We start from the raw sequence: 24,930 nt of genomic DNA, 5'->3' as shown, positions 1-24,930 counted from the left end.
AATTCAATGATTCTTGACACTTCTCACCAGATTGAATAACATGAACTCAGAAACATACGATGCCGTATCTTTTGAGGTGAGCCATGCAATACGTACGTGAAGATTGGATTCGGGCAGGGCTCGATATGTTGGCTGAAGCAGGCATTGACGCTGTTCGTGTGGAGCCCCTCGCCAGAAAGCTGAAGATCAGCAAGGGTAGCTTTTATCATCACTTTCCAGATCGTCAAGCGCTTCTGGACTCCATGATCGATTATTGGCAGGAGCATGCGACGGAGCGAATCATTCGAGCGCCACACTCGGACAACATGTCGTTGGAACAGCTGTTGTCGAACGTTTTTAGCAGCGAGCGAAAAATCGAAGCCGCCATCTACAACTGGGCGAAACAGCATCCGCCCCTATCCAAGCGTCTCGTGGAAATCGAGCAGCGCAGGATCGGCTTCGTTGCCTCCTTGTATGAGAAAAAAGGACTGGCTCCCGCTGATGCAACGGCACGTGCTCAACTCGCATATCTCCTCTATATTGGTTGGCTCGTGCGCCGAGAGCTGGAAGCGCCTTTTGATATGTCCGTACCCTTGGATCATTTTATGAATTGGATTTGAATACCTGCTTCCTGCCTGACAGATTGTCTTGCGCAGGGATTTTTTCACCCAAAACATACGAATGCGTATCTTTCAAAAAAATCTTACGAATCATAGGAGGCCTTCCCATGACGCATGTTTTCACCATCTCATCTGCTATCTTCTTAGTCATCGTGTCGTTGCTGCATTTCTATTGGGCCTTCGGAGGAAAATGGGGGACTGATTCCGTCATTCCCACAACAGCCGATCATTCACGCCGGACTTTTTCCCCCGGGAAAGGCGGAACGATCGTCGTAGCCTGCTTGCTGGCTTGTGCCGCTTACATTTTGCTCACCCAAAACGGTTACCTCCCGCCTGTATTAGCCCCTTCTTTGATTCAATGGGGATGTATTGCCTGTGCCGCTGTATTCGTTCTACGCGCTGTGGGAGACTTTACCTATATTGGCTTTTTTAAAAAAGTAAAAAATACGAGGTTTGCCCGTCAAGATACGGCATTGTATACCCCTTTATGCTTGTGGTTAGGGATATCCTTTCTGCTCGCATTGTTTTAAGATCACAAAAACCCTCTTCCCAATGTAAAGTTGTGGACTGAAAAATAAAGTGTTAGACCGATAACGTCGTTAAGTTAACCGGGCAGTTTTGCACAACATTCATGTAAAATGTTTTTTATAGATTGATATATTGTCATTGGGAAACAGGTGGTGTGAACGAAGGTGGCAGGCAACAATAGAACGATAGTAATTTGCAATGATGTGGGTCTTTATTTTGACGCTCTGACACGTGGTAAGCATTACGAAGTTTTAGCTGAGGACGAAGCAAAAGAACAGATAAGGGTTGTTGGTGACAATAACCGAGCAAGATGGTTTAGAAAATATTATTTCGTACCTGACGGGAGTAGTGTACCAGTATTAGTTAACTGGACATTTGATGATACGATTCAAGATTCAAGTGAAGAATCTTTAGAACATATTGAGGTCACAGTCACCTTTAGTGATGGTGACAAGAGATGGTGTTCCCTATGCACTAAGGCTGGATTGTTGGATTACATTGAGCGGAACATGGACAATAATGTTTTCTTAATAGAGAATCAGGTAATTGTGAAAAACTTTTCAAAAGAAGTCGTCACTGACGCATTAAAGCAATTAGACCAACAAAATGAACTCCGTCGTTCAACCAAACCGTTCAACTAACGAGTTCGATAGTGGAACAAACTCAAATAGGGCTGCTGGTGTTAAACCGGCAGCCTTCCTCAACTAACAGTCAGGTTAACAAAACCAAGGAACGACAGTTCGTGGTATTATTTCTTGATAGAACGTACAACTCTCGCAAAGTAGTTTGACCGCGATGAAAATAGGTCTTGTTTTCAAGAAGGTAAAACATGGATTACATTTCACCGAAAGAAGCGATGTTAAAGGTGAAACTGTGGTCTAAAGATACCATTTCGGTGGGTCGCCGTCATACCGTTGGGCTTAAATCGGACGGCACAGTAACGGCTGTAGGTGATAATGAATTTGGTCAATGCGATGTAAGCGGCTGGCGCGGCATCCAAGTTACCCGATAATTAGTTTTCAATATTAAAAATAAAATGTACCGCAACTTAGGAAATGAGAGCTCAATAAACAGCACCACGAAGCCGCCACAGATTGATCGGTGGCTTCAATGATATGAGGCAATACAACTACCTGAAGATCAGCATTGATATTCAACTAACGAAAGAAAGCTAACGCAAAATAAAAAGCCGCAGACTAAGACTTTATTTTTCAAGTCACAGTCTGCGCCTTTTTAAATTTACACCTTCCGCTTCGCCGCAATCGCACGTAGCCGTTCAACAGCATCCATCGTTGCCGTATGAGAGCCGAGCATCGCATGAAACGGCTCCTCTCCACGCCAGCCATGGAAATCAGAACCGCCCGTTACAACAAGTCCGTATTGCGCTGCCCACTTGCTGTAGCGCAATTTTTGAACCTCATCGTTGTCCGGGTGATTGACTTCAATCCCGTCCAATCCGAATACAATCAACTCTTCGACCAGCTCATCATCGTCATACAGACCTGGATGAGCCAGCACCGCCACTCCGCCGGCCTCTTGGATCAGCGTGATCGCTTCCTGCGGGGTAATACGTGGAGGATTGACATAAGCCACTCCCCCTTTGCCCAAGTACTTATCGAAGGCCTCTGCGATCGTTGAAACGACGCCCAGCTCAATCAGTTCTTCTGCAATATGCGGTCGCCCGATGTTTTTGTCCGTGCCCTGCTTGCGGCGGTATACCTTTTCCAATGAAATGTCGATGCCGAGCTCCTGCAGCCTTGCGATCAGCAGTTGGTTACGCTCATGTCTTGTCTCTCGCAAACGGAAGAGTCGCTCTTCAAAAGCCGGGTCTTCATACGGGACAAAATAGCCAAGAACGTGAATATCCTGCCCCTTCCCTACGGAGCTCACTTCCACTCCCGGAATGATTTCCACGCCGATTGCGCGGGCAGCCTCCATTGCTTCTGGAATCCCTGCTACCGTGTCGTGATCCGTGATCGCCAGTGCAGCAAGTCCTGCCTCCTTCGCCAAACGTACGTTTTCCGCAGGCTCGCAGGTCCCGTCTGACGCTTTTGTATGGGTATGTAAATCTGCCTTAAGTTCCACCCTCGTCCACTCCTTCTTTTCTTTATTCTACAAGTCTGAATCGGTATTGCCGTACATAGTATGAGACTAAGCTTCGATTCCCAATGGTTGAACCGAGGAGGATGTCCATGCGGTTAAAAAACAAGACCCTTACCGGTGTCGTTCAGCCTCTCTCTTATGTTGACAAAATGCTGCGGCAACAAGGCTTTCATCGATCAGGCGGGGACAGTATGCCCACGTACGATGTCGTCATGTACGACTCCGCCAGCAGCAGCGCGTATTTTTTGCGCATCCCTACGAACTACACCAGCACAACGACCGGAAAAGGGGAACTGAATGTCAAACTGGGTCATCCGTATTTGGAAGCAAAGTTCTATATGAACACCTCATCCGAAGAAGTATTTTTCATTCCCAAGGCCGTCCGCGAAGCTGCAGAGCATAAGCTAGCAGAAATCGCCGATTACCTTTCTGCTCCCTCGGCTCCATCCTGAACAGTTCTCCACAACCACCGATTTTGTTCAAACCGGTATACCACCCTCTTTATTTTCTGCAGCCCGACCAAGTAACCCATAAACGCTGTCCGAAACAGGACATAACTCGAAGCATTTTCTATGGAAATGTGTAAACGCTCACACAGGAGAGCTAACGCTTCTTCTGGTGTTCTCTCCTCTACGAAAATGTCGCAGATCACCGAGAAAATCTGCTCATGCCAAGCAATATTTTTATTCACGGCATCATGAGAGGTGGTGGTATATGCTCCGTGCCCAGGCAAGTATCCCTTGTAGTTGGTTGCAAGCAGTTTATGAAGACTGAGTAAGGTCTCATGCGCATCTACAAGAAACGGCAGCTTGTGCTTTTCCAAAACCTCATCGCCTAAATAACTGTCGGCAGCGAAGCAAATCTCGTCACAGACGACGCCAACCTGTTGCCAGCTATGCCCCGGCAGAGAAAGGATAAAGAAAGGTACGCCATCTATCTCGATCCCTTCATCCAGTGGAAGGAGGTGGTCCACCCGAGAAGGCTGCGCCAGCAAAAACTTGTTTTGGAGATCCGCAAGTGGGGCTGCACCCATGTTCAAGTAAATGGGCTCAATTATCGGATTCCGAATGATCGCCTCTTCCAGAGGTGGCGCATAGACCCTTGCTTCGGGCCAGCATCCGAGCAAGTAGGCGTTGCCACCGAAATGGTCGGCATGAGAGTGCGTTTGAATGATTGCACACAAGGGCTGGGCGATAGCGTCCAGTCCTTTTTTGATTTTTTTGGCGTTTTGGGTATCCAGACCAGAATCAATCAGGATCGCTCCACGCTCACCAATGACAAGTCCTATGTTAACATGACCGGGAAAATAGCCGACACGCTCCGTTATCATTTGAAATGCTTGTCCAGACAAAACAGTCCCTCATTTCATCCTTTTCCTATTTATTTTCTCCAAAATATCGCCTTCCCCTCCCCTGTTCCTAAATGTCGTGCCAGTGATTACATAGAGTCGTGAGGAGTGATCATCCATTTTACGCGAAATAAGCGGGCCAATGATGGTATATGGTGGCAAAGGTCGCCCGAGCCCACTGAACATATGCGTAGTTGCCGCAACTGCGACGATTGTCAGCAAAGAGAAAATCATTCTTTCCATCCCGATCGTTTGCGTAGAACAAAGTACGATCAGCCCATCGATGAAAAAAATCAGCAAAGCAACGCGCAGCTTGTATCGTCTGGCAAGAAATTGCGCGAGCAGGTCTGTCCCGCCCGTATTCGTCTCGTAGGCAAGCATCAAGCCGACACCCATTCCGATTAAGACACCGCCAGTAATTGCGGAAAAGGAAGTTGACCATAGATTCCAATCACGCATGTCCGAGAGAATATCTATAAAGAAGGCAGAAATTAGCATGCCGTGAAAGCTGTGAAAAAACAATCGGCGATCATAAAAAAAGACGATGACATACACAGGGATGCTTATCAAAATCATTACCAACCCCGTCGGCATCTGCATGTAATATGTCGCTAACAAACCGATCCCGATCATGCCCCCTTCCATTAGGCGATGCGGAACCAAAAACAGATTGACTCCAATGCCTAGAAGCACGCTTCCTGTGAGAATCGCTACACTTTTTTGTAGCCAGTACATGTCGCTCCCCTCCTCAGACCGTGCTCGTTTATGTTTATGATCGAAAAGAAGCAGGTATGTCCAAGCATTGCTCAGAATGCGCTCGTTCAAATCGGAACGTTTTGACTGTTCCGTTGACCTATTGGTATACTTACGAGTAACAAGAAAACCTGTGGCACGGCTCATGAGAAGTATTCCATTGCAGGTTTTCGATTGAATATTTACCTTTTTTTGGTCGTACATGTACAATACCATTATCGTATCGGAGGTGAGTGCTCCACCTTTCGCACTGCGGGAGGCGGAGGTGTGCTTGGAGAGTCCGATAGGGGAGATTACGCTGAATCTGCTGCTTGTGGTTTTTTTGGTTCTTCTGAACGGCTTCTTCGTCGCAGCAGAATTCTCGTTGGTAAAAGTTCGCCAAACTCGTCTGACCCAGCTCGTCAGCAAAGGCAATAACAAAAGTGCCCGCTACGCGCAAAAAGTCACACAAGAGCTCGATGCCTATTTGTCCGCCTGCCAGCTCGGGATTACGCTGGCTTCGCTAGGTTTAGGCTGGGTTGGTGAACCTGCCGTCGCCCATTACGTCGCGCCCGTCATGGCATTTTTTCATTTCCCATCTTATTTGGTCGGTCCGACCTCACTTGCGATCGCTTTTGCTATCATCACATTTTTACATATCGTCTTCGGAGAGCTTGCTCCTAAATCTTTGGCGATCCAAAAAGCAGAGGCCACTTCCCTCTGGACAGCCGCACCGCTCATGCTTTTCTACAAGCTGAGTTATCCGCTCATCTGGTTTTTAAACGGAGCAGCCAATTTACTGATCAGACGCCTTGGAATCGAGCCCGCCACCGAAAACGAATCTGCTCATACCGAAGAGGAAATCCGCCTCCTCATGAACCAGAGTCATAAAAGTGGTCACATTGACCAGACCGAGATGGCTCTCGTCGACAATGTCTTCGTGTTTTCCGAACGTCTTGCCCGGGAAATTATGATCCCACGGATTGATATGATTTGCCTCTACGACGACAACACGTTTGATGAAAACCTCGAAATTATGAGAGAGTCTCGCCATTCGCGCTTTCCCGTCGCTCATGAGGATAAGGACAGGCTGATTGGCTTTGTGCACATCTCTGATTTTTACCTCTCTGCACTGACGACCGGAAAGGCAGAGTTAACTGATTTTCTCCGCCCATTATTGACGGTGCCGGAGTCCATGGAAATTAGCCACGTCTTGCGCTTAATGCAAAAACGCCGTTCCCAGCTTGCCATCGTGATTGACGAATACGGAGGTACAGCAGGGTTGTTAACGATGGAGGACATTTTGGAGGAAATCGTCGGTGATATTCAGGATGAGTTCGATGAAAATGAGCGCCCTGAAATTGAAGAAAGTTCTAGCAATACGCTCTCGGTTTCCGGCAAAACTCTCTTGACAGAACTGAATGATTATATATCGATTGAAGTCGTTTCCGACGAAGTCGACACCATTGCCGGATGGCTCTATAGCCAGTTAAATGAAGAGGTCGCGAAAGGCAAAACCGTCACATTCCAAGGCTATCTTTTTGTGATTAGTGAGCTCGAAAACCATCGCATTACACGGGTGAGCATCACGTATTTGGGAGCAGAAGATTCGTCCCCTCTTCCTGAGGATATGGTGTCGCTGCACTCCTAATCGAATAAAACAACCATAATGGCAAGTGTCCCCTGCCGACAGGGGGCACTTCTTGTTTCCGAGGTGTCATGATGAACTACGCTTTACTAGACAACAAACCCATCCTGTTGCTACCTGAGAACTACAACCGCATACCGTTTTGGCGCATGGCTGCCCGGCAGGACAAGGTACGCTGTCCAGCCTGTGCATCAGCGCTTCGCCTTCATGCTGGCATCAGCTTTGAGCCGCATTTCTTCCATCCTGAGGGAGCAGAGTGCCCGCTTCTGACGGAAAATGGTCCTGCTCCTCTCGATTCGCTGCAAGCGATTAATGAGACGGCTGCCACTGCCTTTCAGGCTGTCTTGACTGCTACGGCCGAAAAGGATCACAGCGAGGATAACTTGAAAGAACCACTCGCTTTCTCAACCAAGGAGCACAGCGAGGCATCCATAGACGAAGACGAAGCAAATACAACGACCATCGGTTCCTTCCGCCTTCCGAAAAAGAGAACGATTGGCTCGAGCACGACGCCTCCCCCGCCAGCTCCGAAGCCACCAGTTTTCCGCAAACGCTTGATGCCGAAGAAGACCATCTCTCACATGGCTGAGCAAATGCGTGATCAATCGCTGCACCCGGGCCAACAGCAAGCGGTGCACGCTACCGAGGGGCCTTTTCTCATCCTCGCTGGAGCAGGAAGTGGCAAGACGCGCGTCATGACTGCACGAACGACTCACTTGATCTCAGAGTTGGGCGTAAAGCCGAATCAAATCATGGTTGTGACCTTTACCACCAAAGCCGCCGATGAAATCCGTCAGCGCATTGCCCGGCAGCTACCCGCTGGACAAGCACGTGAGCTGATTGCTGGTACGTTCCACAGCATCTTTTACCGAATGCTCTTGCATCACCAGCCAGAACGCTGGGATCAGCAGCGCCTCTTGAAAAAGGATTGGCAAAAATGGCGGTTGATGCGCGAGACAGGCGCACTGCTCGGTCATGACGAGCTTGCTGCGTTAAAAGAAACAGAGATCACCGAAGCACTCGGCATTATCAGCCGTTGGAAAAACGAATACATCCTCCCCCAGGAGGTCGCGTACCGGGAAGCAACCAACGATGCAGAAAAGCGGGCGATCCAGCTATATCCTCTATATGAGGCCACAAAGAAAAAACATCAATGGTTTGACTTTGACGACATGCTCATTGGCTGCTATGAAATGCTGCGCGATGATTCAAGTCTCTTGCGCCGTTATCAGGAACGCATTACCTACGTGATGGTCGATGAGTTTCAGGATATCAATCGCATCCAGTATGAGACGGTCAAGCTATTAGCTGCTCCACAAAACAATTTGTGCGTCATCGGGGATGACGACCAGTCCATTTACGGGTTTCGCGGCAGTGATCCGCAGTACATCTTGGGCTTCACCAAAGACTTTCCGCAGGCATCGACATTTACGCTCGAGGTCAACTACCGTTCCCATTCCTCGATCGTCAGTCTTGGCTACTCGCTGATCGGTCACAATCGGGAGCGTTGGGCAAAGGAATGCCAGTCCTTTCATCGCGAGGAAGGCGACACGTATTTATTCGAGCCAGAGGACGAAGAAGAACAAGCATCACGGATCGTCGATGAAATTATCCATCGTCGCGAGCAGGGTGCCATTTTGGGTGAATGCGCCATCTTATACCGTACCAATGAATCTGCACGCCCCATTTTGGAGCGCCTGAGCGAAGCAGGGATTCCTTTTCATTACACACAAGAGGAAGATTCTTTTTACCAACGCCAGACGGTTCGCTGGTCGCTGAATTATTTGCGGCTCGCGTTAAACCCGGATGACACCGATGCGCTAAAAGAAATATTGTCGACCCTCTACATCTCAGCTGAAATGTGGAATGCCTTGCGCAGCCAAGCCATCATCGAGGACAAGCCGATTTTGCACGTTCTTCCGCATTTGACACAGCTCAAACCGTATCAGCGCAAGCATATGCAGCAAATCAACGAGATTCTCACCGCGTGCAAGGATGTTCCACCCGCTCAGGCGCTGGAGCTCATCTATGAGGATGGCAAACTGCGCGACTATCTAAAAAAACGAGCGAAAGACCGGGAAGATGGCCGGGAACGTTGGAGCGACGAGCTGCAGCAAATACTGGCAGCTTCCAAGCGCCATGCGACGATCAGCGATTTTTTGGCTTATATCGATCAAATGGCGCGACAAGAAAAAGAGTGGCGCACGATGCGGCCACTCCCGGACGAAGCTGTTCATGTTTTAAGCATCCATCGGGCAAAAGGTCTTGAATACGACCACGTTTTCTTGCCCGATCTGGTAGAAGGTGCCCTTCCTCATGAGTACACATTGGACGAGCTGCGTAAAGGCAGCTCCGGTGCGCTCGAAGAAGAACGCCGTCTCCTATACGTCGCGATTACCCGGGCTCGTCACAGCTTGTGTATCGGTATCCCCCGGGAGCGATTCGGACGAAAGACCCGCACCTCCCGCTTCATCGCCGAGATGGGCAGGTAAGTACTGAAAGCCGCCGCCCATATAAATCAAAAACTCCTCCATGTTCGTAATCAATGGAAACATAAAAAAACAGGCCCCCTTTCACGCATTTTGGGTATAGTATGCGAGAAAGCAGGGCCTGCTATTCTTTTTCGGGAATTTGACTTCTGGTTAGCCGCCCATAATGCTGTAGCCAGCATCGACGTGCAGAATTTCACCCGTGATTCCCCGGGAGAGATTGCTGAACAAGAAGAGAGCAGTGTCGCCTACTTCCGATTGGTCAATCGTGCGGCGCAATGGCGCTTTTTCCTCAATTTCTTTCAGTACGGAGTTGAAATTGCGGATTCCTTTTGCAGCAAGCGTACGGATTGGACCAGCGGAGATCGCATTGATACGAATGTTCTCTTTGCCCAGATCGTTTGCCAAGTAACGAACAGATGCATCAAGCGCAGCTTTGGCTACACCCATTACGTTGTAGTTTTGAATCACGCGCTCACCACCAAGGTAAGTCAACGTCACGATGCTTCCGCCCTCTGTCATCAACGGACGAGCAGCACGAGCAACTGCTACCAGAGAGAATGCGCTAATGTCTTGTGCCAATGCGTATCCTTCGCGGGAGGTGTTAACATACTCGCCTTCGAGCTCTTCCGTTTTCGCAAACGCGATGCAATGCGCCAGGCCATGAATTACGCCCACTTTTTCTTTGATCACAGCAAATGCCGCTTCGACATCCTCATCCTTCGTGACATCGCAGTTTACCAACAACGACTCTACTCCCAATTTTTCCGTGAGTGCCGCCACGTTTTCACGCAGACGCTCCCCTTGGTACGTAAAAATCAGATTTGCTCCAGCGTTATGTAAGGATTGCGCAATTCCCCAGGCAATGCTGCGGTGGTTTGCTACGCCCATGATGACGATGTTCTTTCCTTGCAACAATGTATTCATTATGTATCTGCCCCTTTCCCAACTTATTCCCCTGCATTATAACCGATCTTGTCCATGGATACGAGTGAATAAACGAGAGAGGCAGTGTAAAAACATTTAATCGGTACTTCCAGCCTGATCAGTTAGCACTGATAGAGCTTCAGAGGAAGCCCACGATTCCTGCAATGGATTCAAGGATGTCCCCATGACCGGGAATTCAGTCAGTAACTGCAAGTGATCGTCTGTTTGCATTTGCTCTTGATGGTTCATACTTTCAGTCCACACTCCCTTCCTTCAGACTAGACTGGCTAGGAATGGGACCTTTTATGCATGCAAGTGATTCGCGTGTAAAAAAGCTGACAAAATCAGATACACGGCCATCGCGCCAACAAAATAAACCCCGTACTGTGCCTTTTTGGTTTGTCCGATATAAGGGACGAGATGGCTGGCGGATACATATAAAAAAATACCCGTCGTCATGGCCAGCATAATGCCAGACCAATTCGGTGGAAACATTCGCTCAGCAAAACCAAAGCTGAGAGCTCCTGCAATCGTCGCGATCCCGAGGGATGTCGCCCCCCAAAATGCTTTCTTTCTCGAGTTGGTCGCCGCCAGCAAAAGTGAGGCTATGGTTACACCATCGGGAATTTTGTGCAGCAGCATCGCTACCAACACGGATACACCAACTTCTGAATCCATCCGCAAGCTCGCGACTAATGAGACACCTTCGACAAATGCATGTAATAAAAATCCCGTCATGACCCCAATCATTCCCGTGGAGCCAAACTCTCCGCTCGACTTGCTGATTAATTCCAAGGCAAAAAGTGTCACAAAGCCAACGAGCACAAATGGCATCAGCCACAAACTCTTGTCAGAAAAGACGTGTGGCATCAAATCTAGCAGCGTAATCGCCAGCAGTAGCCCAGCCCCTGCACTGATCATCGCAAACAATGCCTCGGATGACCAGGCACGCAGGCACAACAGCAGTCCCCCGATACTGCTCGCCAAGGCAGCAGTCAAAAGGACAATCCAGAAAACAGATTGCATCATCCGGTCCTCTCCTCACCCAACGAGCAAAAACATGCTTACTCCTTCCATATTACGCGCCTGTCCCGGTCATTATGAGCATGCAACCACATTTGACAAAATACGACGAGCTGTCCGAATCGGACGAAAGATCACTAGTTTTTAGAACCTTTGTCGATTCTCTCTTACCCGGAAAATTTTGGTGCTATAATGAGTCCACCGGGAATACCGAGAGGAAAAAAAGGAGTGATTCGGGATGGATGTACAAGTTTGGATGGCTTCAAAAGAGGTAGCTGATCGCCTTGATGTGCATGTTCGTACACTGCGTAACTGGCTGGACTTGTTCGTACCAGCTCAGGAACGTCTGAAAAATCCGCAGGGTCACTATTTGATCAGCGAAGCAGGCTTTGAACTGCTTAAGGAAGTAAAGGAAAGAAAAGACAACGGCAACAGCTCGTTAAAAGATATTCAGCGCCAACTGATAGAAGAAGGACGCCTCTCCGAGGAAATGCTCATGGAAGAAGAACTCACAGGTGCGGAAGAAACTGCCGTTACGCTCAGCGCCTCAAACAAGCTGGGAACGGGCATGCGAGAAGTGGAAATGACCGTCCACGAGACACTTGTCCAATTTCAGCAGGAGCTCACTCAGCTCTCCGCTATGAATCATATGCAATCGACCATTCTGCAAAAGATTGCGGACATTGAAGAAATGCAAGAGTCCCTCCGCTTAGAAATGCGCCGTGTCACTTTTGAACTCGATCTTATGCAACAACGCCTGACTCGTCGCAAGGAGCGCTATGCCCGCTACGAGCCTCGCTGGTCACTCAATCCATTCCGCTGGTTTACACGTTCAGATCGCGCAGCCGAGCAATAATCGTGTTTCTTCATACGGAAAAAAATGACAATTAGAAGAAGAACCTCGACAGCGGTAGTCTCCCCATGTTCTATTGTGATAAAATGGTACTATATGAACTGACTGAAAATCAGGACTATTTACATTCCACCAAAAAAGGACTGGGGCTTTCGTTGTGAGAAAATTGCATATTACTTCGGTAAAGCCGGGCGATGTCATTGCCAAGAGCGTGTTCCAAGAAAATGGGAACGTTCTGCTGGGGATCGGGGTACAACTAACTCCCCGTTACATTGAACGCCTTGTTCAATTGGGAATTGATACCCTTTACATTCAAGACAAGCATACTGAAGATATCATGCCGGAAGATGTAATCCGCGATGAGACGCGTAAAGAAGCCGTGGATGCCGTGTACAAAACGATGACCACCCTCATGGATCAGCCGCAGATCAAGCGCCGTACGTCCGCACCTGATTTCGGGAGCAGTTTTCAAAAGGTTTTTCGGGAAATCTTTCAAGACTTGAGCAGTCGCAAGGACATCTTGGTCAACTTGTCCAGTCTTCACGTTTTGGATGGTTACCTTTTTCACCACGCTGTCAATGTCGCTGTTCTGTCTGGTGTGGTAGGGATGGCCAAAGGTTACAACCAGCAGCAGATGATGGAATTGGGCATTGGTGCTCTTTTGTTCGACATCGGCATGACACAGGTTCCTAAGGAGCTCTGGACCATGCGTACCGAGTTAAGCCCCGAAGAACGCCAACGTGTCCAATACCATACCGAAGAAGGCTTCCATATTTTGCGGAATCAACATAATATCTCGGTCGTCTCCGCACACTGTGCGCTGCAACACCACGAGAGATACAATGGAACAGGATATCCTCGTCAGCTCTGTGAGAAAAATATTCACGAGTATGCACGCATCGTCGCAATCGCGGATGTTTACGATGCCTTGGTTTCCCCGCGTCCATTTCGGAAAAGCTACTCGCCGAGTGATGCTACCGAGTACTTGTTCGCTACAGGAAACACCTATTTCGACCTCGACTTGCTCAAGCTATTCCTGCAGCACGTCGCGATTTATCCAATTGCCTCTACTGTATTGCTGAGTACAGGGCATACCGGGGTCGTTTCCAAAGTGAATCCATTGGCAGTGAATCGGCCCACGATCCGTATTTTAACCAATGAAGATGGATCTGAAGTAGCCACCACCTATGAAATCGATCTCTACGATAAAGAATGGATGAGCGTAACGATCGTCAAAACCTTATAGGCTCACGACAAAGCTGAGATTCATTATTCATCTCAGTTTTTTCATGCGTGGGTACGGGGTGTTTTCGTACGTTGCAAATACCCCGCAACTAAAACGAGAGCGACCAACCCAATTTTGATCACATATTCGAGCCAACCCCTCCCTGCGACCCACTCACGCATCGTATTTTCCATGAGAATCATATTCGCCGCCGTCACTGCCAGGACACCTGAACCAATATAAACAAGCCATACAAAGCGCTCCATTGCCTTTAAAATGAGCTGGCTTCCAAAAACCATGAGAGGCACACTGATCAAGAGGCCCAGCACGATGAGGACGACGTCGCCTTGCGCTGCCCCTGCAATAGCGAGTACATTGTCCAGACCCATCATCACATCTGCCACAACAATCGTCTTGACCGCTTGGACCAAGTCTTCACTCGAGTTGATTGCTTCCTCTCGCTCGTCCTCGCGCAACAGGTTGTAGCTGATCCATAGCAGAATGATTCCGCCAATCAGGTACAAATACGGGATTTTCAGCAAATAAACAGCAAGAATCGTAGCGATTACGCGTACGATGATAGCAAGAAACGTTCCCCACAAAATGGCTTGTTTTCGTTGTTCGACAGGGAGCTTCCGGCAAGCGATGGCAATGACCACGGCATTATCTCCACTTAATACGAGGTTAATGGTAATGATGAGTAGCAGCGACGAAAAAAAAGCAGATTCAAACAAAGGATGCACCCTCCCTGAACTTTTTGAGCCCTACTCGCCACCCTTGTACGGTGCCCCTGATTTTTTGTATGATGGTAACGAGGAGGGTTGTCGAAATGTCGAAACAATTCGTTATAGAAGCGATCATGTTGGCTATCTACGGGGAGTTGATGGTCCCATCGCAACCAGTAGAATATCTGATACCCGCGTCGACAATCTATGAATTGGACGAATTTATCCAGAGTCCTGAACCTATCATGCCCTACTCTGCTGATGATCAGTATGTCCGGCGGATTATGAAAGAAATGAGCCAATTTTTTGCCGATCCATTCAACCGCAAACGAATGGAAAAAGGACTGATCGCCCCATGGTCCAAGGTTCCCTTTTCTTTTCCGAACGGCGTGACCCTGACGGTCGTAAAAGTAGAGGACAACGCCATGTGGGGGGAGATATTTGATCCCGTAGAGACACAGCTATTGTTGACGGCCATGAAATTCGAGGCCCCGCTTCTCACAGACCAGCCTGATTATCAGGATCGGATATTGGAATATATCGTGCCCGTTCAATTTTACGATGTGGATGATTTTGATTTCGCTCTCGAGCAAGGGATCTCTTTGAACGACCTTCGTGAACCATAATCAAGAAGACAGACCGACGAGCCTGATGCTTGTCGGTCTGTTTTAAGTCTCTGCCTTACCACAAAAAAACGTTCTGAGTAGGTTTGTCCATGGTACAATATGGGTAAAGACATGGAAAGCGGTTCGGGGAGGAATTATGCACATGGAAATGACGAAAAGAAGCAACGGTTCGGATTGGGAAGCAGAAGCTGCTGTTGACCAACAGATTTTGTTTAAAATGGGGAATGAATATTACGGACTGTCGATTTCACTCGTACGTGAGATCATCAAGCCGCTGCCCATTACACGTTTTCCAAAATCTCCACTTTATGTCGAAGGAGTCATTGATCTGCGTGGGCGGATCTTGCCGATCATCAACTTGCGGAAAATGTTTGATTTGGAACCTATGGAAGAAACAGATGATACTCGTTTTGTTGACTTGCAGATGGATGGTTTGAACATTGGAATTATCGTGGATGCGGTCTCTGAGGTCATGAATATTCCGCAGAGCATGATCGAGCCTGCACCACCCATTATCGCTGGTGTAGAGGGCAAATATTTGCAAGGCATTGCCCGAATGAACGACAAGCTGATCATGCTGCTTGATGTGGATGAAATTTTTGGACAGTGGAAAAAGAAGTAAGTGGCAGTGTAAAGCCCAGTGCGCAGATGATGCACTGGGCTTTTTGCTCTTTTTATTCGTTTTATCCTACTCTCTGCCTCCGCTAGCTAAATACGCAAAGTTCACCCACACCATCTCTTCGATTCCCAAAATTTCTTTGAACAGGTCAACCGAGTCGTACAACAGTGAAGCCCCTGTGTCGTCATCGACGTTCGTCAACAACTGCAAATCAAAAAGGGAACGTAACTGCTGAATCTGCTTCGGACCCACGATCCGACTAAACGACTGCGGCTTGATACGCGTGATCCCTTTACCTACCTCTCGCCGATACAACTCCGAACGCACTACCCTCTCCAGTATGTCTTCATACTTTTGCCGAACGTCCTCGCTGTCTACAATTCCTTCCTGCAGGTCAATTTCTGGATAAAGCCTGCCAAACTCGGCTTCCGCCATTTCCACATCGAGCGAGTAGCTGATTGTCGCTGACGCAACCTCGAAGCCTGCATCGAACAAGCGAAAGCCCCAGCCGTTGTCCTCAGCGTCATGAAACCAGAGGAGGGGAACGAATTGCTTGGACAGTCTCAGCAAAAAATCAAGCGTCGTGGAGGTTTCCAGCCACTCATCCTGCAGGAAAAATGCATTCCAGTCGCTGTTGACGTTTCTGTGGAAGTATGGCTGCTCTGTCTTGGATAAGGCAATCAGTACTTTCGGTTCGTATTTGCGTGGATAAAGAATGCCGGTCGTGAACTCACCCATCCGTTTTCCACCGCTTTCTGGAAGGCTTCCCTGATCCTTTCTTCTTAGTCTATTCAGGCAACGCTTGTTTTTTGCTGTGATCTTTATCAAACGTGCTCGTGTGGATAATCGTATGTACCGCGCCCTCCCGCAACAGCTCGGAACGATACAAATGGAAATGCCTTGCCTTCCATTGTGGCGGCTCCTGCGCTAAATAACGTTCATTCCAATCCAGGAGGGCCAGCTCATCCCCACTGCGATGCGGACCACGTGCCAGCGTAATATGTGGCCGATACCGCTTCCGATCGTAGGACAAGCCTTCGTGCAACTCAAACCGTCTGCCCAACAATAAATGCAGCTGTTTGAGAGGAGAAAGTTGGCCACGCAGTCCCAGCCAAAGCACACGTGGATGCAGGGCATTCGGAAAAACCCCAAAGCTGCCAACACCCAGGGTAAATGGCTGGATGATCGCGCTGACGATATCCATATCTTCACAGATAGCGGGGACGAGTAACTCATCTACTTCACCAAGAAAATGCAGAGTCAGATGCAAATTAACGAGGGACTGCCACCTGTCCGCAGACACATCTTGCTTCAACCGTTTTTGAACATCGGCAATATAAGCGGCAGCCTCAGCGGGAATATCCAATGCTATGAATAAACGCATTTCTGTCCTCCTTCGAAAAAAATAGCCCTCCTGTGACGGAGAGCCATTTGTCTTTCATGCCGCTTTAGGCAGCCATCATCTTTCCGGTTACGATTCCCAAAACACTCCTGACATATTCCGCAAGACGGTTCGTTCCAGGCTGGTAAGTAAAGCGCAGGGTCAGTTCACTATGACCGACATGGCCAGCGGGAGGGATATTCCAGAAGTACTCTCCTTCCCCGTATAAAAACTCTTCAATGCGCTGCTTCTTTCCTTCGATATCGATACTCGGATCATACGTCAAGGAAAACTTCATCATGACAGAAAACGAATCTGTCCAAACGTGATCGCGCTTATGTAATTTCCCATGGATAACAACTAAACCGGCTTCTCCCCACAGATTGTACTCGAGCAAAGCCTGAAACTGCGGATGTACTTGCAGCTCCAAGGCAGGAAGCCCTCCTTCGATCGTAAGTGCATGACGTTGTGCCAGTTGCTCAACCTCCCCTTGAAAACGGTGGGCGCATTCAGAAACAGCCTGGAACAAATTGGGTTCAACAGCGTACATCGTCGTCACCTCTCCCCAATGGAATGTCTGTCTTACCTAATTCGAATTCCCGCTTGTCGTATCCTTTGTTGAAAAATGACTTATTTACCCATATTTCATCGAAGACGAAAAAATTCCGGGGAGAGTCTTTTTTCACAATCTCACAACAATTACAGGTAAGGGACAGGCATCCCTGGAAACGCTTTCGCAAACACCTGCGCGAGATGCTCCTGTACCTCTTCATCCAGCTCTAAATGATAAAGGCGACCGCTCTCATAACGCAGCAGTGGATAGGCGCCCAACTGCAAGGGAGAAGCGTCCTGTGTCTGCACGTATTCCGGCAAGGTCATCAAAAAGCGCGAGAACGGATTCGCTTCATCCTCTGACATGTGAACGACCTCGAATAAATGCGAGAGACTTGGCGTCAGCACGATCATTGCGTAATCGCCCTCTTCCGCAGCCCATACGGTAAAGGACGTATCCCGGACTTCGCTGCGGGCGTGCCTGCGCATGACCCATATTGCTTGCTGCACAGTACTCATCAATAAATGCTGGGCCCCTTCTTCACCATGGACATCTCTCATGTGCTTGTAACGCAATATGAAGGCCATCCCCGATTCCGTAAAAACGGATGCAGGCAGGCTCATCGCCGAGATGCTTTCGGTCTCTTCCTCACGCACCTGCACCTCTTCCGGGAGTGTATCGGGAGTCCCCTCATAGAGCGCCTGAATCATCTCACGTGTCCGAGCCACTTCCGCTGGGGAAAAAGAAACCGACTCGGAATAGATATGGGTAAGTTCACGATCCGCGTAAGCCAAGTAGTGTAAAGAAGTATACGGCTGCTCGATCATTCTCAAGGCCATGCTTCGCTCATCAGCACGCGCTATGTCGAACGTCAAGGGAAAACCAAGCGGATTCAGCGGGTCCGAAAGTGTCCAAATGACCGCGAGCAGTTTATTTTGATACGTCTTGAATTCGAGCGAAACGGCATCTCTCGTCTGCTCACTGAAAGCATCCACCGATTCGAACACCAAATACAGCTCCACTTCGCCAGTGCCACTAAGACGGACAAAGTAAGGAAGACCCTCTTCTTCTGCCAGCTTGTACAAATCGTGATAAACCACGGGGTCGAGTACTTCTCCCTGCGTTGACTCGTCTGGAGAGCACAGGGTGTCATCGGGGGTTAGCGGAGGAAAAAAATCGTCGTTCATGCGTTATTCCTCCTGTTTTCCCCAGGCTTTTAGCAATGCCCAATTGTCCATTTGTTTTAAGAGAGTCCGATCTGTCGCGTCAATGTGGACAGGGGTGATCGCAATATAACCGTGCTTGAGCAAATCATAGTCCAGCGGCTCCGCCAGTGGCATGACTTGAGGATATTCGCGTGCCAAATAATAGCCTTCTGCTTCCTCGCTATATTTGTCTTCATAGTGGTTCATGGACAAGGTGGCCGGAACCATTCCTTTCACCTCAGCCAGCGGCACATGCGGGATATTGATATTCCAGAATACCTCTGACGCCAGTTCCCCTTTGACCGCGCGATCGCTGAATTCTTTTACGAGCGGACGAATCATCTCCACTACATCGCCGTAGTTGTCTTGATCGAACCAGTTATCATAGGAAAGGGCAACACCAGGAACACCCAAGATTACCGCCTCCCTGGCACCGCTGCACGTACCGGAGTAATAAATATCACGTCCGAGATTGGTCCCGACGTTAATCCCCGAGAATACGATATCCGGTTTTTTTCCTTGTTCAAACAAGAGATGGTAAGCAGCTTTTACACAGTCAGCAGGGTTACCATTGACCGCCCACGCTTTCACCGGCATTCCGTAAAAATCACGCTGTTCAGGCGAGAGTGCACTCCGATAAGTGATTCCGTGTCCGACCCCGCTTTTCTCTTCAACCGGTGCTACTATATAGACTTCCGCTCCCTCCAAAGTGAGCAAAGCTTCTACTAACCGCTTGATACCAAGAGCATCGATGCCATCATCATTCGTAACCAAGATCCGCAAAATAGGGTCTCCTCCTTTAACCATAGCGTTGCCACTTGTTGAGACGTTATTTTTCTTATTGTACTGTAGAAAACGAGGCTGCGCCACGCTTCCCCCTAAAACGAAAGGACCCCAATCATATTGGGGCCCTGGCTATTCTTCTACAATATCTTTCCATCGTTCGCGCCAAACAATCCCTTCGCGAATCCACTCTTCTACTTGACGCTGCTTTTCCTCCGAGATTCCGATCAGGCAAGCGATGCGGGCAATCTCTTTTGTCTCCGACGGGGATAGCTTCCGATCGATCAATGCCATATGGTAGAGCTTGCGCATCATAACGAGCTTTTCAGCCTGGGTCATGGCTACCAGGTCTTCCACGATGACCTCCGGACGCTTCGGATAGTCCATATCATCCATTAAAATTTGTCGCTCTTTCAATGTAAAATGCTCCGAATTCACGATTTCATGAATACGATCCATTTCTTTATTTCCTATATAACCGTCGGCGTGCCCGACGCAGATCATCAAGCGAATGGACGCAAACAAAATGTGTTTGTCCTTTTCGATTTTGGTATACACCGGCATAGTTCCTCCTCAAAGAACTTTATGAGCATAATAAATATCTACATATGATAATACGATGAAAAACGAAAGCGGTTTCACATAATTATGTGACAAATTTATGCTATTCCCTAACAAAAATGCCCCTGAAATCAATCCAGCCATAGGCATCCAGACTTACACCAGATAACCGTGGATGGGCAAGCATTTCTACCCGATTCGAATACAGCGGGACAAACGTACTGCAAGCCGCAAGCGTATGCATGATGCTGTCTACGCAAGCTTGTCGGTCTTGTTCTGTTCGGGCGCACGACATGCGACTCATCCAATACGCAATCTCTTCCTTTCCACGCGGATCTAAATGATGAGAAATACTCAACGCACCAGCGTGTAGAAATTCTCGTAACGACAGCTCCGCCCTTTCATCTACATTCGCACTATCCACAACTAAATCGGCCTCTCGCAATAACGAAGGCGAGGCAAGCTCCTCCGGGGATGCATACCTGATCTCTATGGCAATTCCGTATTCCTTGCACGTTTTCTGAATCCACCGGGCATCTTCTATATGATCGGAGTCTGGATACGTATAAAGTGACAGCGCCTCTCCCTGATACCCGCTCTCTTTGAAAATACGAGCCAACTCCTGTGAATCCGGCACTTCTCTTTTTTCTTGGAACGAATCGGTTTTACCCCAGATGACTGCATGCTCCCTCGTTCCCTGCAGCTCTTGTCTCAAAGCTTGTCCACAAATGATAGCGACCATGAGACTCCGAAATTCGCGATGTGACAGCGGACCATTTTTTGCTCCGTTCAAGCTGACGTATTGAAAACAATCTTCCAATCTCCCAACGTCACTCCATGCCAGAAAGCTCCTATCGCAATGTTCATCCAAAGCCGTTACGGATAGCGTGCTTTCATCTGCATGCGCTTCTACTGCCATTCCAGGTACGCACCAGATTTCGATTCGGTCCAAGAACGGCCTTCCCCCAAAATAAGGCGTGAACGCTTCCAGCACGAGCATGGAATCATCGTTGCGGACTACACGAAACGGCCCCGTTCCTACTGGCATTTGCGCAAATTGCTCCCCCATCTCCTGAACGTAATCACAGGGGACTATTGCCATATATTCCTTGCTTAGTGCCTGTAAAAACAATTCATCCGGCATATGCAAAGAAATCGTCAATACGTAGTCATCTTTGACGGTAATCGATTCGATGGAAGCAGCTAGCCAGCGATGTTTATAGGAATGCTCCATCAAACGAAGTAACGAAAAGCGCACATCATCGGCAACAAGTGGTCGGCCATGATGGAATAAGACACCTTTCCGCAAGTAAAAAGTCCACTGCTTTCCTTCCTCACTAGCCTCCCAATAAAAAGCGATAGCGGGTTCAATCCGTCTCGTGACTGGATCAAACTGGACCAGAGAATCAAATAGCTGCTTGACCATATGTGACTCGGAGCGCAGGAGAATATGAATCGGATCAAGCCCTGCGAATGGTCGACTGTAAAACAAACGCAAGGTATCGACTCTGCCCTTACTTCCCTTTTCCCGCTTCACACGATGTCCAAACTGACTATTCATCCATCGTGAAAAATTTTCACCCAAAGCTTGCAAATTTACCCCATATTCGTCGATCATCTCCCGTGCAGCACGAATCTCTCCTTTTTGCACGAGTTCTTTGGCTACGCTCATGATCAAGTCTTCGGGCGCGAGCAAGCATGTCAAAACAGATCGGTTTCCTCGCCCTCTCCCCGGCTGCCAGATTACCCATCCATGGCTTTGCATTTTTTTCAAAGTCAGTGTCGCATTCCGCAACGTACAAAATAAAAGCGAAGCAACTTCAGCTAACGATATGTCATGCGGGCGCCCTATCGTTTCATCAGGCCGCCCCGCACATAAACGGATGTATTGTTCAACGAGTTGCATCTTGCCACCACCAATTCGCCCATAAAACATGAAAAAGCTATTCGCCTAATCGTACGCTTTTTCTCCGGTCTTTGCCACCTTACAATTCTAAAAACACCAACTAACCGGAAAAAGCCGAAAGAAAGGATTTTCTTATGCCACACATTCCGCATGCTCTCAGTCGATTCTTTGCTGCGTATCCGATACTCCTCTGGGTCCGTCTATTCGGCGAAACGCTCACCTCACTATCCAGCGCCATGATCGCCCCGTTTCTCGTATTGTACTTGAGCGAGAACATCGGCGGCTCTGTCACCATGACCATGCTCGTCATTGGTTTGCAGCCCTTCTCCGAGATTTTGCTGACGCTATTTGCTGGTGGCATCACGGACCGCTATCGCCGAAAATCAATCATGCTACTCGCCCTTTTCCTGCAAGGCTTCGCCATGTTGGGAATGGCTTGGGCAGACTCTATGCTGGGCTTTGCGATCCTGTACATCATCAACGGCGCTGGCCGCTCGCTGTTTATCCCTGTCAGCCGTGCGCATCTTGCTGATACGATTTCCGCTGCACAAATGGCCGGTGCCTTTGCTCTTCTCAATACTTCCAGCAGTATCGGGGCCGCATTGGGACCTTTAGTCGGTGTCATCATTTATAAGTACGATCCTGCTATGGCATTTTTGTTTACTGCGATCTCACTATTAATCTATGCTCTTGCCGTCTGGTGGAAAATCCCGCAAACTCCGCTGCCAGAAGCTCCCGTTGTGGAAGCAGCAGACGTACGTTCACGCAGCTCCTGGCATGCTTATCGACCAGCCCTTGCCATCATGCTGCTGTCTTTGCCGATCAGTTTGTTTTACGCCCAAACCGAGACAAATCTCCAGCTACATCTCAAATACACGCTGCCAGACTATTTGCAAACTCTCGCTTTGCTCATTGCGGTAAAAGGGGGCCTGCTGCTCCTGTTCGAGTACTTGCTCGTCAAATGGACCCAGCACTTGCCGGCTCGCCTGTTGATTAGCGGCTCGTACATTTGTTTTCTCATCGTATCCTTGGGGTATGCCTTCATCGACAACGTGCCTGTCCTTCTCGCTTTGCAAGTGTTGCTCGTCATCGGAGAAAGTATTGGTCTGACTCAGTTAATGGCCTTCGTCACCCGGATATCACCTGTTACGATGCGCGGGCGGTACTTTGCGATTACGGGAACGCACTGGGACATTTCCCGTACGTGCGGACCGTACTTGGGCAGCCTTGTCTTGCTGCATTATGGCGGCACGATCCTTTTCACCATTGTCGCAGGCATTCTCTTGATCGGTGCCGGATTCATGTATGTGTATCTTTCCACCAACGAAAAAGCCTTCCCGTTTGAACAGGAAGGCTGATTCGATCCGATTAGGTTAATAAGAAGCGATCTTCACTGAAGCTTTCTCCACCGCGGGCTGTTTCGAATGCGCGAAGCAGATCCTGCGGTTTCATCGTCCGTTTTTTCTCATCCGGAATGTCGAGGATGATTCCCCCATCGTGGAGCATCAACAGACGATTCCCCATGTTCAACGCTTGTTCCATATTATGCGTGACCATAATTGTCGTCAGTTTATGACGTTCCACGATTTTTTCCGTTAAATCTACAATCAGCTGCGCCCGTTTCGGGTCAAGCGCTGCTGTATGCTCATCGAGAAGCAAAATCTTTGGCTCCGTGAAGGTAGCCATCAACAGGCTCAGTGCTTGGCGCTGTCCCCCTGAGAGAAAACCAACTTTGGTCTTCAAACGGTTCTCCAGCCCTTGATCCAGCTGCTTGAGCTGCTCACGGAACAGCTCTCGCTTCTGGTTATTCACCCCAAATCCAAGTGTACGACGTTTTCCCCGCCCCAATGCGATTGCCAAATTTTCCTCAATCGTCATGTTCGGCGCTGTACCTGCCATCGGGTCCTGAAACACACGGCCGATCAGACCTGCGCGTTGGTGCTCTGCCAAGCGGGTGACATCTTTGCCGTCAATCGTAATGCTTCCGTTATCTGGCGTCAGTCCACCAGAGATCATGTTCATCATCGTCGATTTACCGGCACCATTACTACCAATAACGGTGATGAACTCTCCCTTCTTAACGTGCAGATTGACGTTTCGAAGCGCGATCTTTTCATTCACAGTTCCTGCGTTGAATACTTTGTTGACGTTTGTAATTTTAAGCATCGCTGCTTCCTCCCCTTGCCGAGCGTACCGCTTGCTTTTTCCAGATGCCTTTTGCCACAGTAGGTACTGTCAGGGCGATGATAACAATCAGGGCAGTAATCAGCTTCATGTCAGAAGGATTGAGTCCTGCATCCAGAGCAAGGGCAATGACCAAGCGGTACACAATCGAGCCGAGAATGACAGCAAGCGTCACTCGGAAAATCGAAGAGCTGCCAAACAATACTTCCCCGACAATAACGGAAGCGAGACCGATAACGATCATCCCGATCCCCATTCCTACATCCGCAAAGCCTTGGTATTGGGCTACCCACGCACCAGCTAACGCTACCAAGCCATTGGAGAGAGCCAAACCGATAATCGTTGTCGAATCCGTGTTTACCCCAAAGCTGCGGATCATCTTCGAATTGTCACCTGTCGCACGCAAATCCAGACCCATATCCGTATGAAGGAACCAGTCAATGATGAGCTTCAACACCAGAACACCTACGATAAAGACGATTGCTACACCTGTCAGCAAGGTAACTCCACCTACGGCCAGGTTCGGAATGCCCATATCCTTCACATAAGTGAACAAGGTATCTTCCCGCAAAAGAGGCAAATTCGCTTTTCCCATGACACGCAAATTGATCGAGTACAAGGCAATCATCGTCAAGATCCCCGCCAAAAGTGCGTTAATCTTTCCTTTGGTATGCAAGACGCCCGTAAAAGCACCTGCCAAACCACCTACGATGAAAGCCAGCAGGGTGGCCAAAAACGGATTGGTGCCATCGATAATGAATTTGGCTGCGATTGCTCCTCCCAAGGCAAAACTACCATCTACAGTCAAGTCAGGAACGTTTAGGACTCGGAAGGTCAGATATACACCGAGAGCCAAGATACCAAATAATAAACCTTGCTCAATGGCTCCCATTATTGCCAGTTGATTCATAG

Annotated in this window: 27 protein-coding genes and 1 pseudogene; 12 read left to right on the top strand and 16 right to left on the bottom strand. The window is 48.7% G+C overall.

All coding sequences use genetic code 11. The features are described 5' to 3' along the window. Positions 1–83 precede the first annotated feature (83 nt). The 4 genes and pseudogenes from M3630_RS23995 to M3630_RS23980 all read left to right on the top strand — a co-directional run. Positions 84–599, top strand: a complete 516-nt coding sequence (locus M3630_RS23995) for a TetR/AcrR family transcriptional regulator (protein ID WP_251253762.1) — start codon at positions 84–86, stop codon at positions 597–599. A 107-nt stretch (positions 600–706) separates the two neighbouring features. Next, positions 707–1,129, top strand: coding sequence for a DUF3995 domain-containing protein (locus tag M3630_RS23990; protein WP_251253761.1), 423 nt, complete (start codon positions 707–709; stop codon positions 1,127–1,129). Between the two features lie 162 nt (positions 1,130–1,291). Continuing rightward, positions 1,292–1,768, top strand: coding sequence for a hypothetical protein (locus M3630_RS23985; RefSeq protein WP_251253760.1), 477 nt, complete (start codon positions 1,292–1,294; stop codon positions 1,766–1,768). 188 nt (positions 1,769–1,956) lie between these two features. After that, a pseudogene (locus tag M3630_RS23980) lies at positions 1,957–2,124 on the top strand (RCC1-like domain-containing protein); the annotation flags it as partial. A 242-nt stretch (positions 2,125–2,366) separates the two neighbouring features. On the opposite strand, the gene M3630_RS23975 reads toward M3630_RS23980, so the two are convergent. Continuing rightward, on the bottom strand, positions 2,367–3,212 hold the full coding sequence (locus tag M3630_RS23975; protein ID WP_251253759.1) for a PHP domain-containing protein: 846 nt from the start codon (positions 3,210–3,212) through the stop codon (positions 2,367–2,369). 107 nt (positions 3,213–3,319) lie between these two features. Between M3630_RS23975 and M3630_RS23970 the strand changes: the two genes are divergently transcribed. Further along, complete coding sequence (locus M3630_RS23970) at positions 3,320–3,682, top strand: hypothetical protein (protein WP_047068510.1); 363 nt, start codon at positions 3,320–3,322, stop codon at positions 3,680–3,682. Here M3630_RS23970 and M3630_RS23965 read toward each other — a convergent pair. Both M3630_RS23965 and M3630_RS23960 read right to left on the bottom strand, forming a co-directional pair. Continuing rightward, positions 3,652–4,581 (bottom strand): MBL fold metallo-hydrolase, encoded by a 930-nt coding sequence (locus M3630_RS23965; RefSeq protein ID WP_251253758.1) that lies wholly within the window; start codon positions 4,579–4,581, stop codon positions 3,652–3,654. The genes M3630_RS23970 and M3630_RS23965 overlap by 31 nt on opposite strands. Positions 4,582–4,590: 9 nt before the next feature. Beyond that, positions 4,591–5,313, bottom strand: coding sequence for a YitT family protein (locus tag M3630_RS23960; protein WP_251253757.1), 723 nt, complete (start codon positions 5,311–5,313; stop codon positions 4,591–4,593). A gap of 283 nt (positions 5,314–5,596) precedes the next feature. On the opposite strand from M3630_RS23960, the gene M3630_RS23955 reads away from it, so the two are divergent. Further along, entirely contained in the window at positions 5,597–6,961 is a 1,365-nt protein-coding gene (locus tag M3630_RS23955) for a hemolysin family protein (RefSeq protein WP_251253756.1), read from the top strand. Positions 6,962–7,032: 71 nt separating this feature from the next. Then, positions 7,033–9,450, top strand: coding sequence for a UvrD-helicase domain-containing protein (locus tag M3630_RS23950; RefSeq protein WP_251253814.1), 2,418 nt, complete (start codon positions 7,033–7,035; stop codon positions 9,448–9,450). Positions 9,451–9,600: 150 nt separating this feature from the next. On the opposite strand, the gene fabI is transcribed toward M3630_RS23950, so the two are convergent. The 3 genes from fabI to M3630_RS23935 form a co-directional block, all read right to left on the bottom strand. After that, on the bottom strand, positions 9,601–10,374 hold the full coding sequence (fabI, locus tag M3630_RS23945; protein ID WP_016742464.1) for an enoyl-ACP reductase FabI: 774 nt from the start codon (positions 10,372–10,374) through the stop codon (positions 9,601–9,603). A gap of 96 nt (positions 10,375–10,470) precedes the next feature. Continuing rightward, positions 10,471–10,623, bottom strand: coding sequence for a hypothetical protein (locus M3630_RS23940; protein WP_251253755.1), 153 nt, complete (start codon positions 10,621–10,623; stop codon positions 10,471–10,473). A 54-nt stretch (positions 10,624–10,677) separates the two neighbouring features. Next, positions 10,678–11,403 carry a ZIP family metal transporter gene (locus tag M3630_RS23935; protein WP_173608347.1) on the bottom strand — a complete coding sequence of 242 codons (726 nt, stop codon included), beginning with the start codon at positions 11,401–11,403 and terminating at the stop codon, positions 10,678–10,680. Positions 11,404–11,635: 232 nt separating this feature from the next. On the opposite strand from M3630_RS23935, the gene M3630_RS23930 reads away from it, so the two are divergent. Beyond that, positions 11,636–12,253 (top strand): MerR family transcriptional regulator, encoded by a 618-nt coding sequence (locus M3630_RS23930; RefSeq protein WP_221868831.1) that lies wholly within the window; start codon positions 11,636–11,638, stop codon positions 12,251–12,253. 154 nt (positions 12,254–12,407) lie between these two features. Further along, entirely contained in the window at positions 12,408–13,496 is a 1,089-nt protein-coding gene (locus tag M3630_RS23925; RefSeq protein ID WP_173608349.1) for an HD-GYP domain-containing protein, read from the top strand. A 41-nt stretch (positions 13,497–13,537) separates the two neighbouring features. Here M3630_RS23925 and M3630_RS23920 read toward each other — a convergent pair whose 3' ends face one another. Further along, on the bottom strand, positions 13,538–14,218 hold the full coding sequence (locus M3630_RS23920; RefSeq protein ID WP_251253754.1) for a TerC family protein: 681 nt from the start codon (positions 14,216–14,218) through the stop codon (positions 13,538–13,540). Positions 14,219–14,304: 86 nt separating this feature from the next. Here M3630_RS23920 and M3630_RS23915 point away from each other — a divergent pair, with 86 nt between their 5' ends. Both M3630_RS23915 and M3630_RS23910 read left to right on the top strand, forming a co-directional pair. After that, positions 14,305–14,826, top strand: a complete 522-nt coding sequence (locus tag M3630_RS23915) for a hypothetical protein (protein WP_015892281.1) — start codon at positions 14,305–14,307, stop codon at positions 14,824–14,826. Positions 14,827–14,968: 142 nt separating this feature from the next. Further along, positions 14,969–15,448, top strand: a complete 480-nt coding sequence (locus M3630_RS23910) for a chemotaxis protein CheW (protein WP_251253753.1) — start codon at positions 14,969–14,971, stop codon at positions 15,446–15,448. A 66-nt stretch (positions 15,449–15,514) separates the two neighbouring features. Here the strand turns inward: M3630_RS23910 and M3630_RS23905 are convergent, their stop codons facing one another. The 7 genes from M3630_RS23905 to M3630_RS23875 all read right to left on the bottom strand — a co-directional run bounded on the left by M3630_RS23905 (position 15,515) and on the right by M3630_RS23875 (position 21,834). Continuing rightward, positions 15,515–16,183 (bottom strand): hypothetical protein, encoded by a 669-nt coding sequence (locus tag M3630_RS23905; protein WP_173612303.1) that lies wholly within the window; start codon positions 16,181–16,183, stop codon positions 15,515–15,517. A 49-nt stretch (positions 16,184–16,232) separates the two neighbouring features. Beyond that, positions 16,233–16,829, bottom strand: coding sequence for an RNA 2',3'-cyclic phosphodiesterase (gene thpR, locus M3630_RS23900; protein ID WP_251253752.1), 597 nt, complete (start codon positions 16,827–16,829; stop codon positions 16,233–16,235). Between the two features lie 64 nt (positions 16,830–16,893). Then, positions 16,894–17,376 (bottom strand): hypothetical protein, encoded by a 483-nt coding sequence (locus M3630_RS23895; RefSeq protein ID WP_173612301.1) that lies wholly within the window; start codon positions 17,374–17,376, stop codon positions 16,894–16,896. 149 nt (positions 17,377–17,525) lie between these two features. After that, complete coding sequence (locus M3630_RS23890; RefSeq protein WP_251253751.1) at positions 17,526–18,566, bottom strand: hypothetical protein; 1,041 nt, start codon at positions 18,564–18,566, stop codon at positions 17,526–17,528. A gap of 3 nt (positions 18,567–18,569) precedes the next feature. Next, a complete protein-coding gene (surE, locus tag M3630_RS23885; RefSeq protein ID WP_251253813.1) occupies positions 18,570–19,391 on the bottom strand; it encodes a 5'/3'-nucleotidase SurE in 822 nt (273 codons plus the stop codon). A gap of 108 nt (positions 19,392–19,499) precedes the next feature. Then, complete coding sequence (locus M3630_RS23880) at positions 19,500–19,931, bottom strand: tellurite resistance TerB family protein (RefSeq protein ID WP_173612298.1); 432 nt, start codon at positions 19,929–19,931, stop codon at positions 19,500–19,502. Positions 19,932–20,031: 100 nt separating this feature from the next. Then, positions 20,032–21,834 carry an SgrR family transcriptional regulator gene (locus tag M3630_RS23875; protein WP_251253750.1) on the bottom strand — a complete coding sequence of 601 codons (1,803 nt, stop codon included), beginning with the start codon at positions 21,832–21,834 and terminating at the stop codon, positions 20,032–20,034. Between the two features lie 134 nt (positions 21,835–21,968). Here M3630_RS23875 and M3630_RS23870 point away from each other — a divergent pair, with 134 nt between their 5' ends. Then, positions 21,969–23,192: an MDR family MFS transporter gene (locus tag M3630_RS23870; protein WP_251253749.1), complete on the top strand. Its 1,224-nt coding sequence runs from the start codon at positions 21,969–21,971 to the stop codon at positions 23,190–23,192. Positions 23,193–23,202: 10 nt separating this feature from the next. Here the strand turns inward: M3630_RS23870 and M3630_RS23865 are convergent, their stop codons facing one another. Continuing rightward, positions 23,203–24,000: an ABC transporter ATP-binding protein gene (locus M3630_RS23865; protein ID WP_173612295.1), complete on the bottom strand. Its 798-nt coding sequence runs from the start codon at positions 23,998–24,000 to the stop codon at positions 23,203–23,205. Beyond that, the gene (locus M3630_RS23860; RefSeq protein WP_173612294.1) at positions 23,993–24,928 is read right to left on the bottom strand and encodes an ABC transporter permease; all 936 of its coding nucleotides are present in this window, start codon (positions 24,926–24,928) and stop codon (positions 23,993–23,995) included. The genes M3630_RS23865 and M3630_RS23860 overlap by 8 nt, the downstream gene beginning before the upstream one ends. Positions 24,929–24,930 lie beyond the last annotated feature (2 nt).

This window comes from Brevibacillus sp. MER 51 (assembly GCF_023714195.1).
GTDB lineage: Bacteria > Bacillota > Bacilli > Brevibacillales > Brevibacillaceae > Brevibacillus.
This window is presented reverse-complemented; position numbering and strand designations above follow the sequence as displayed.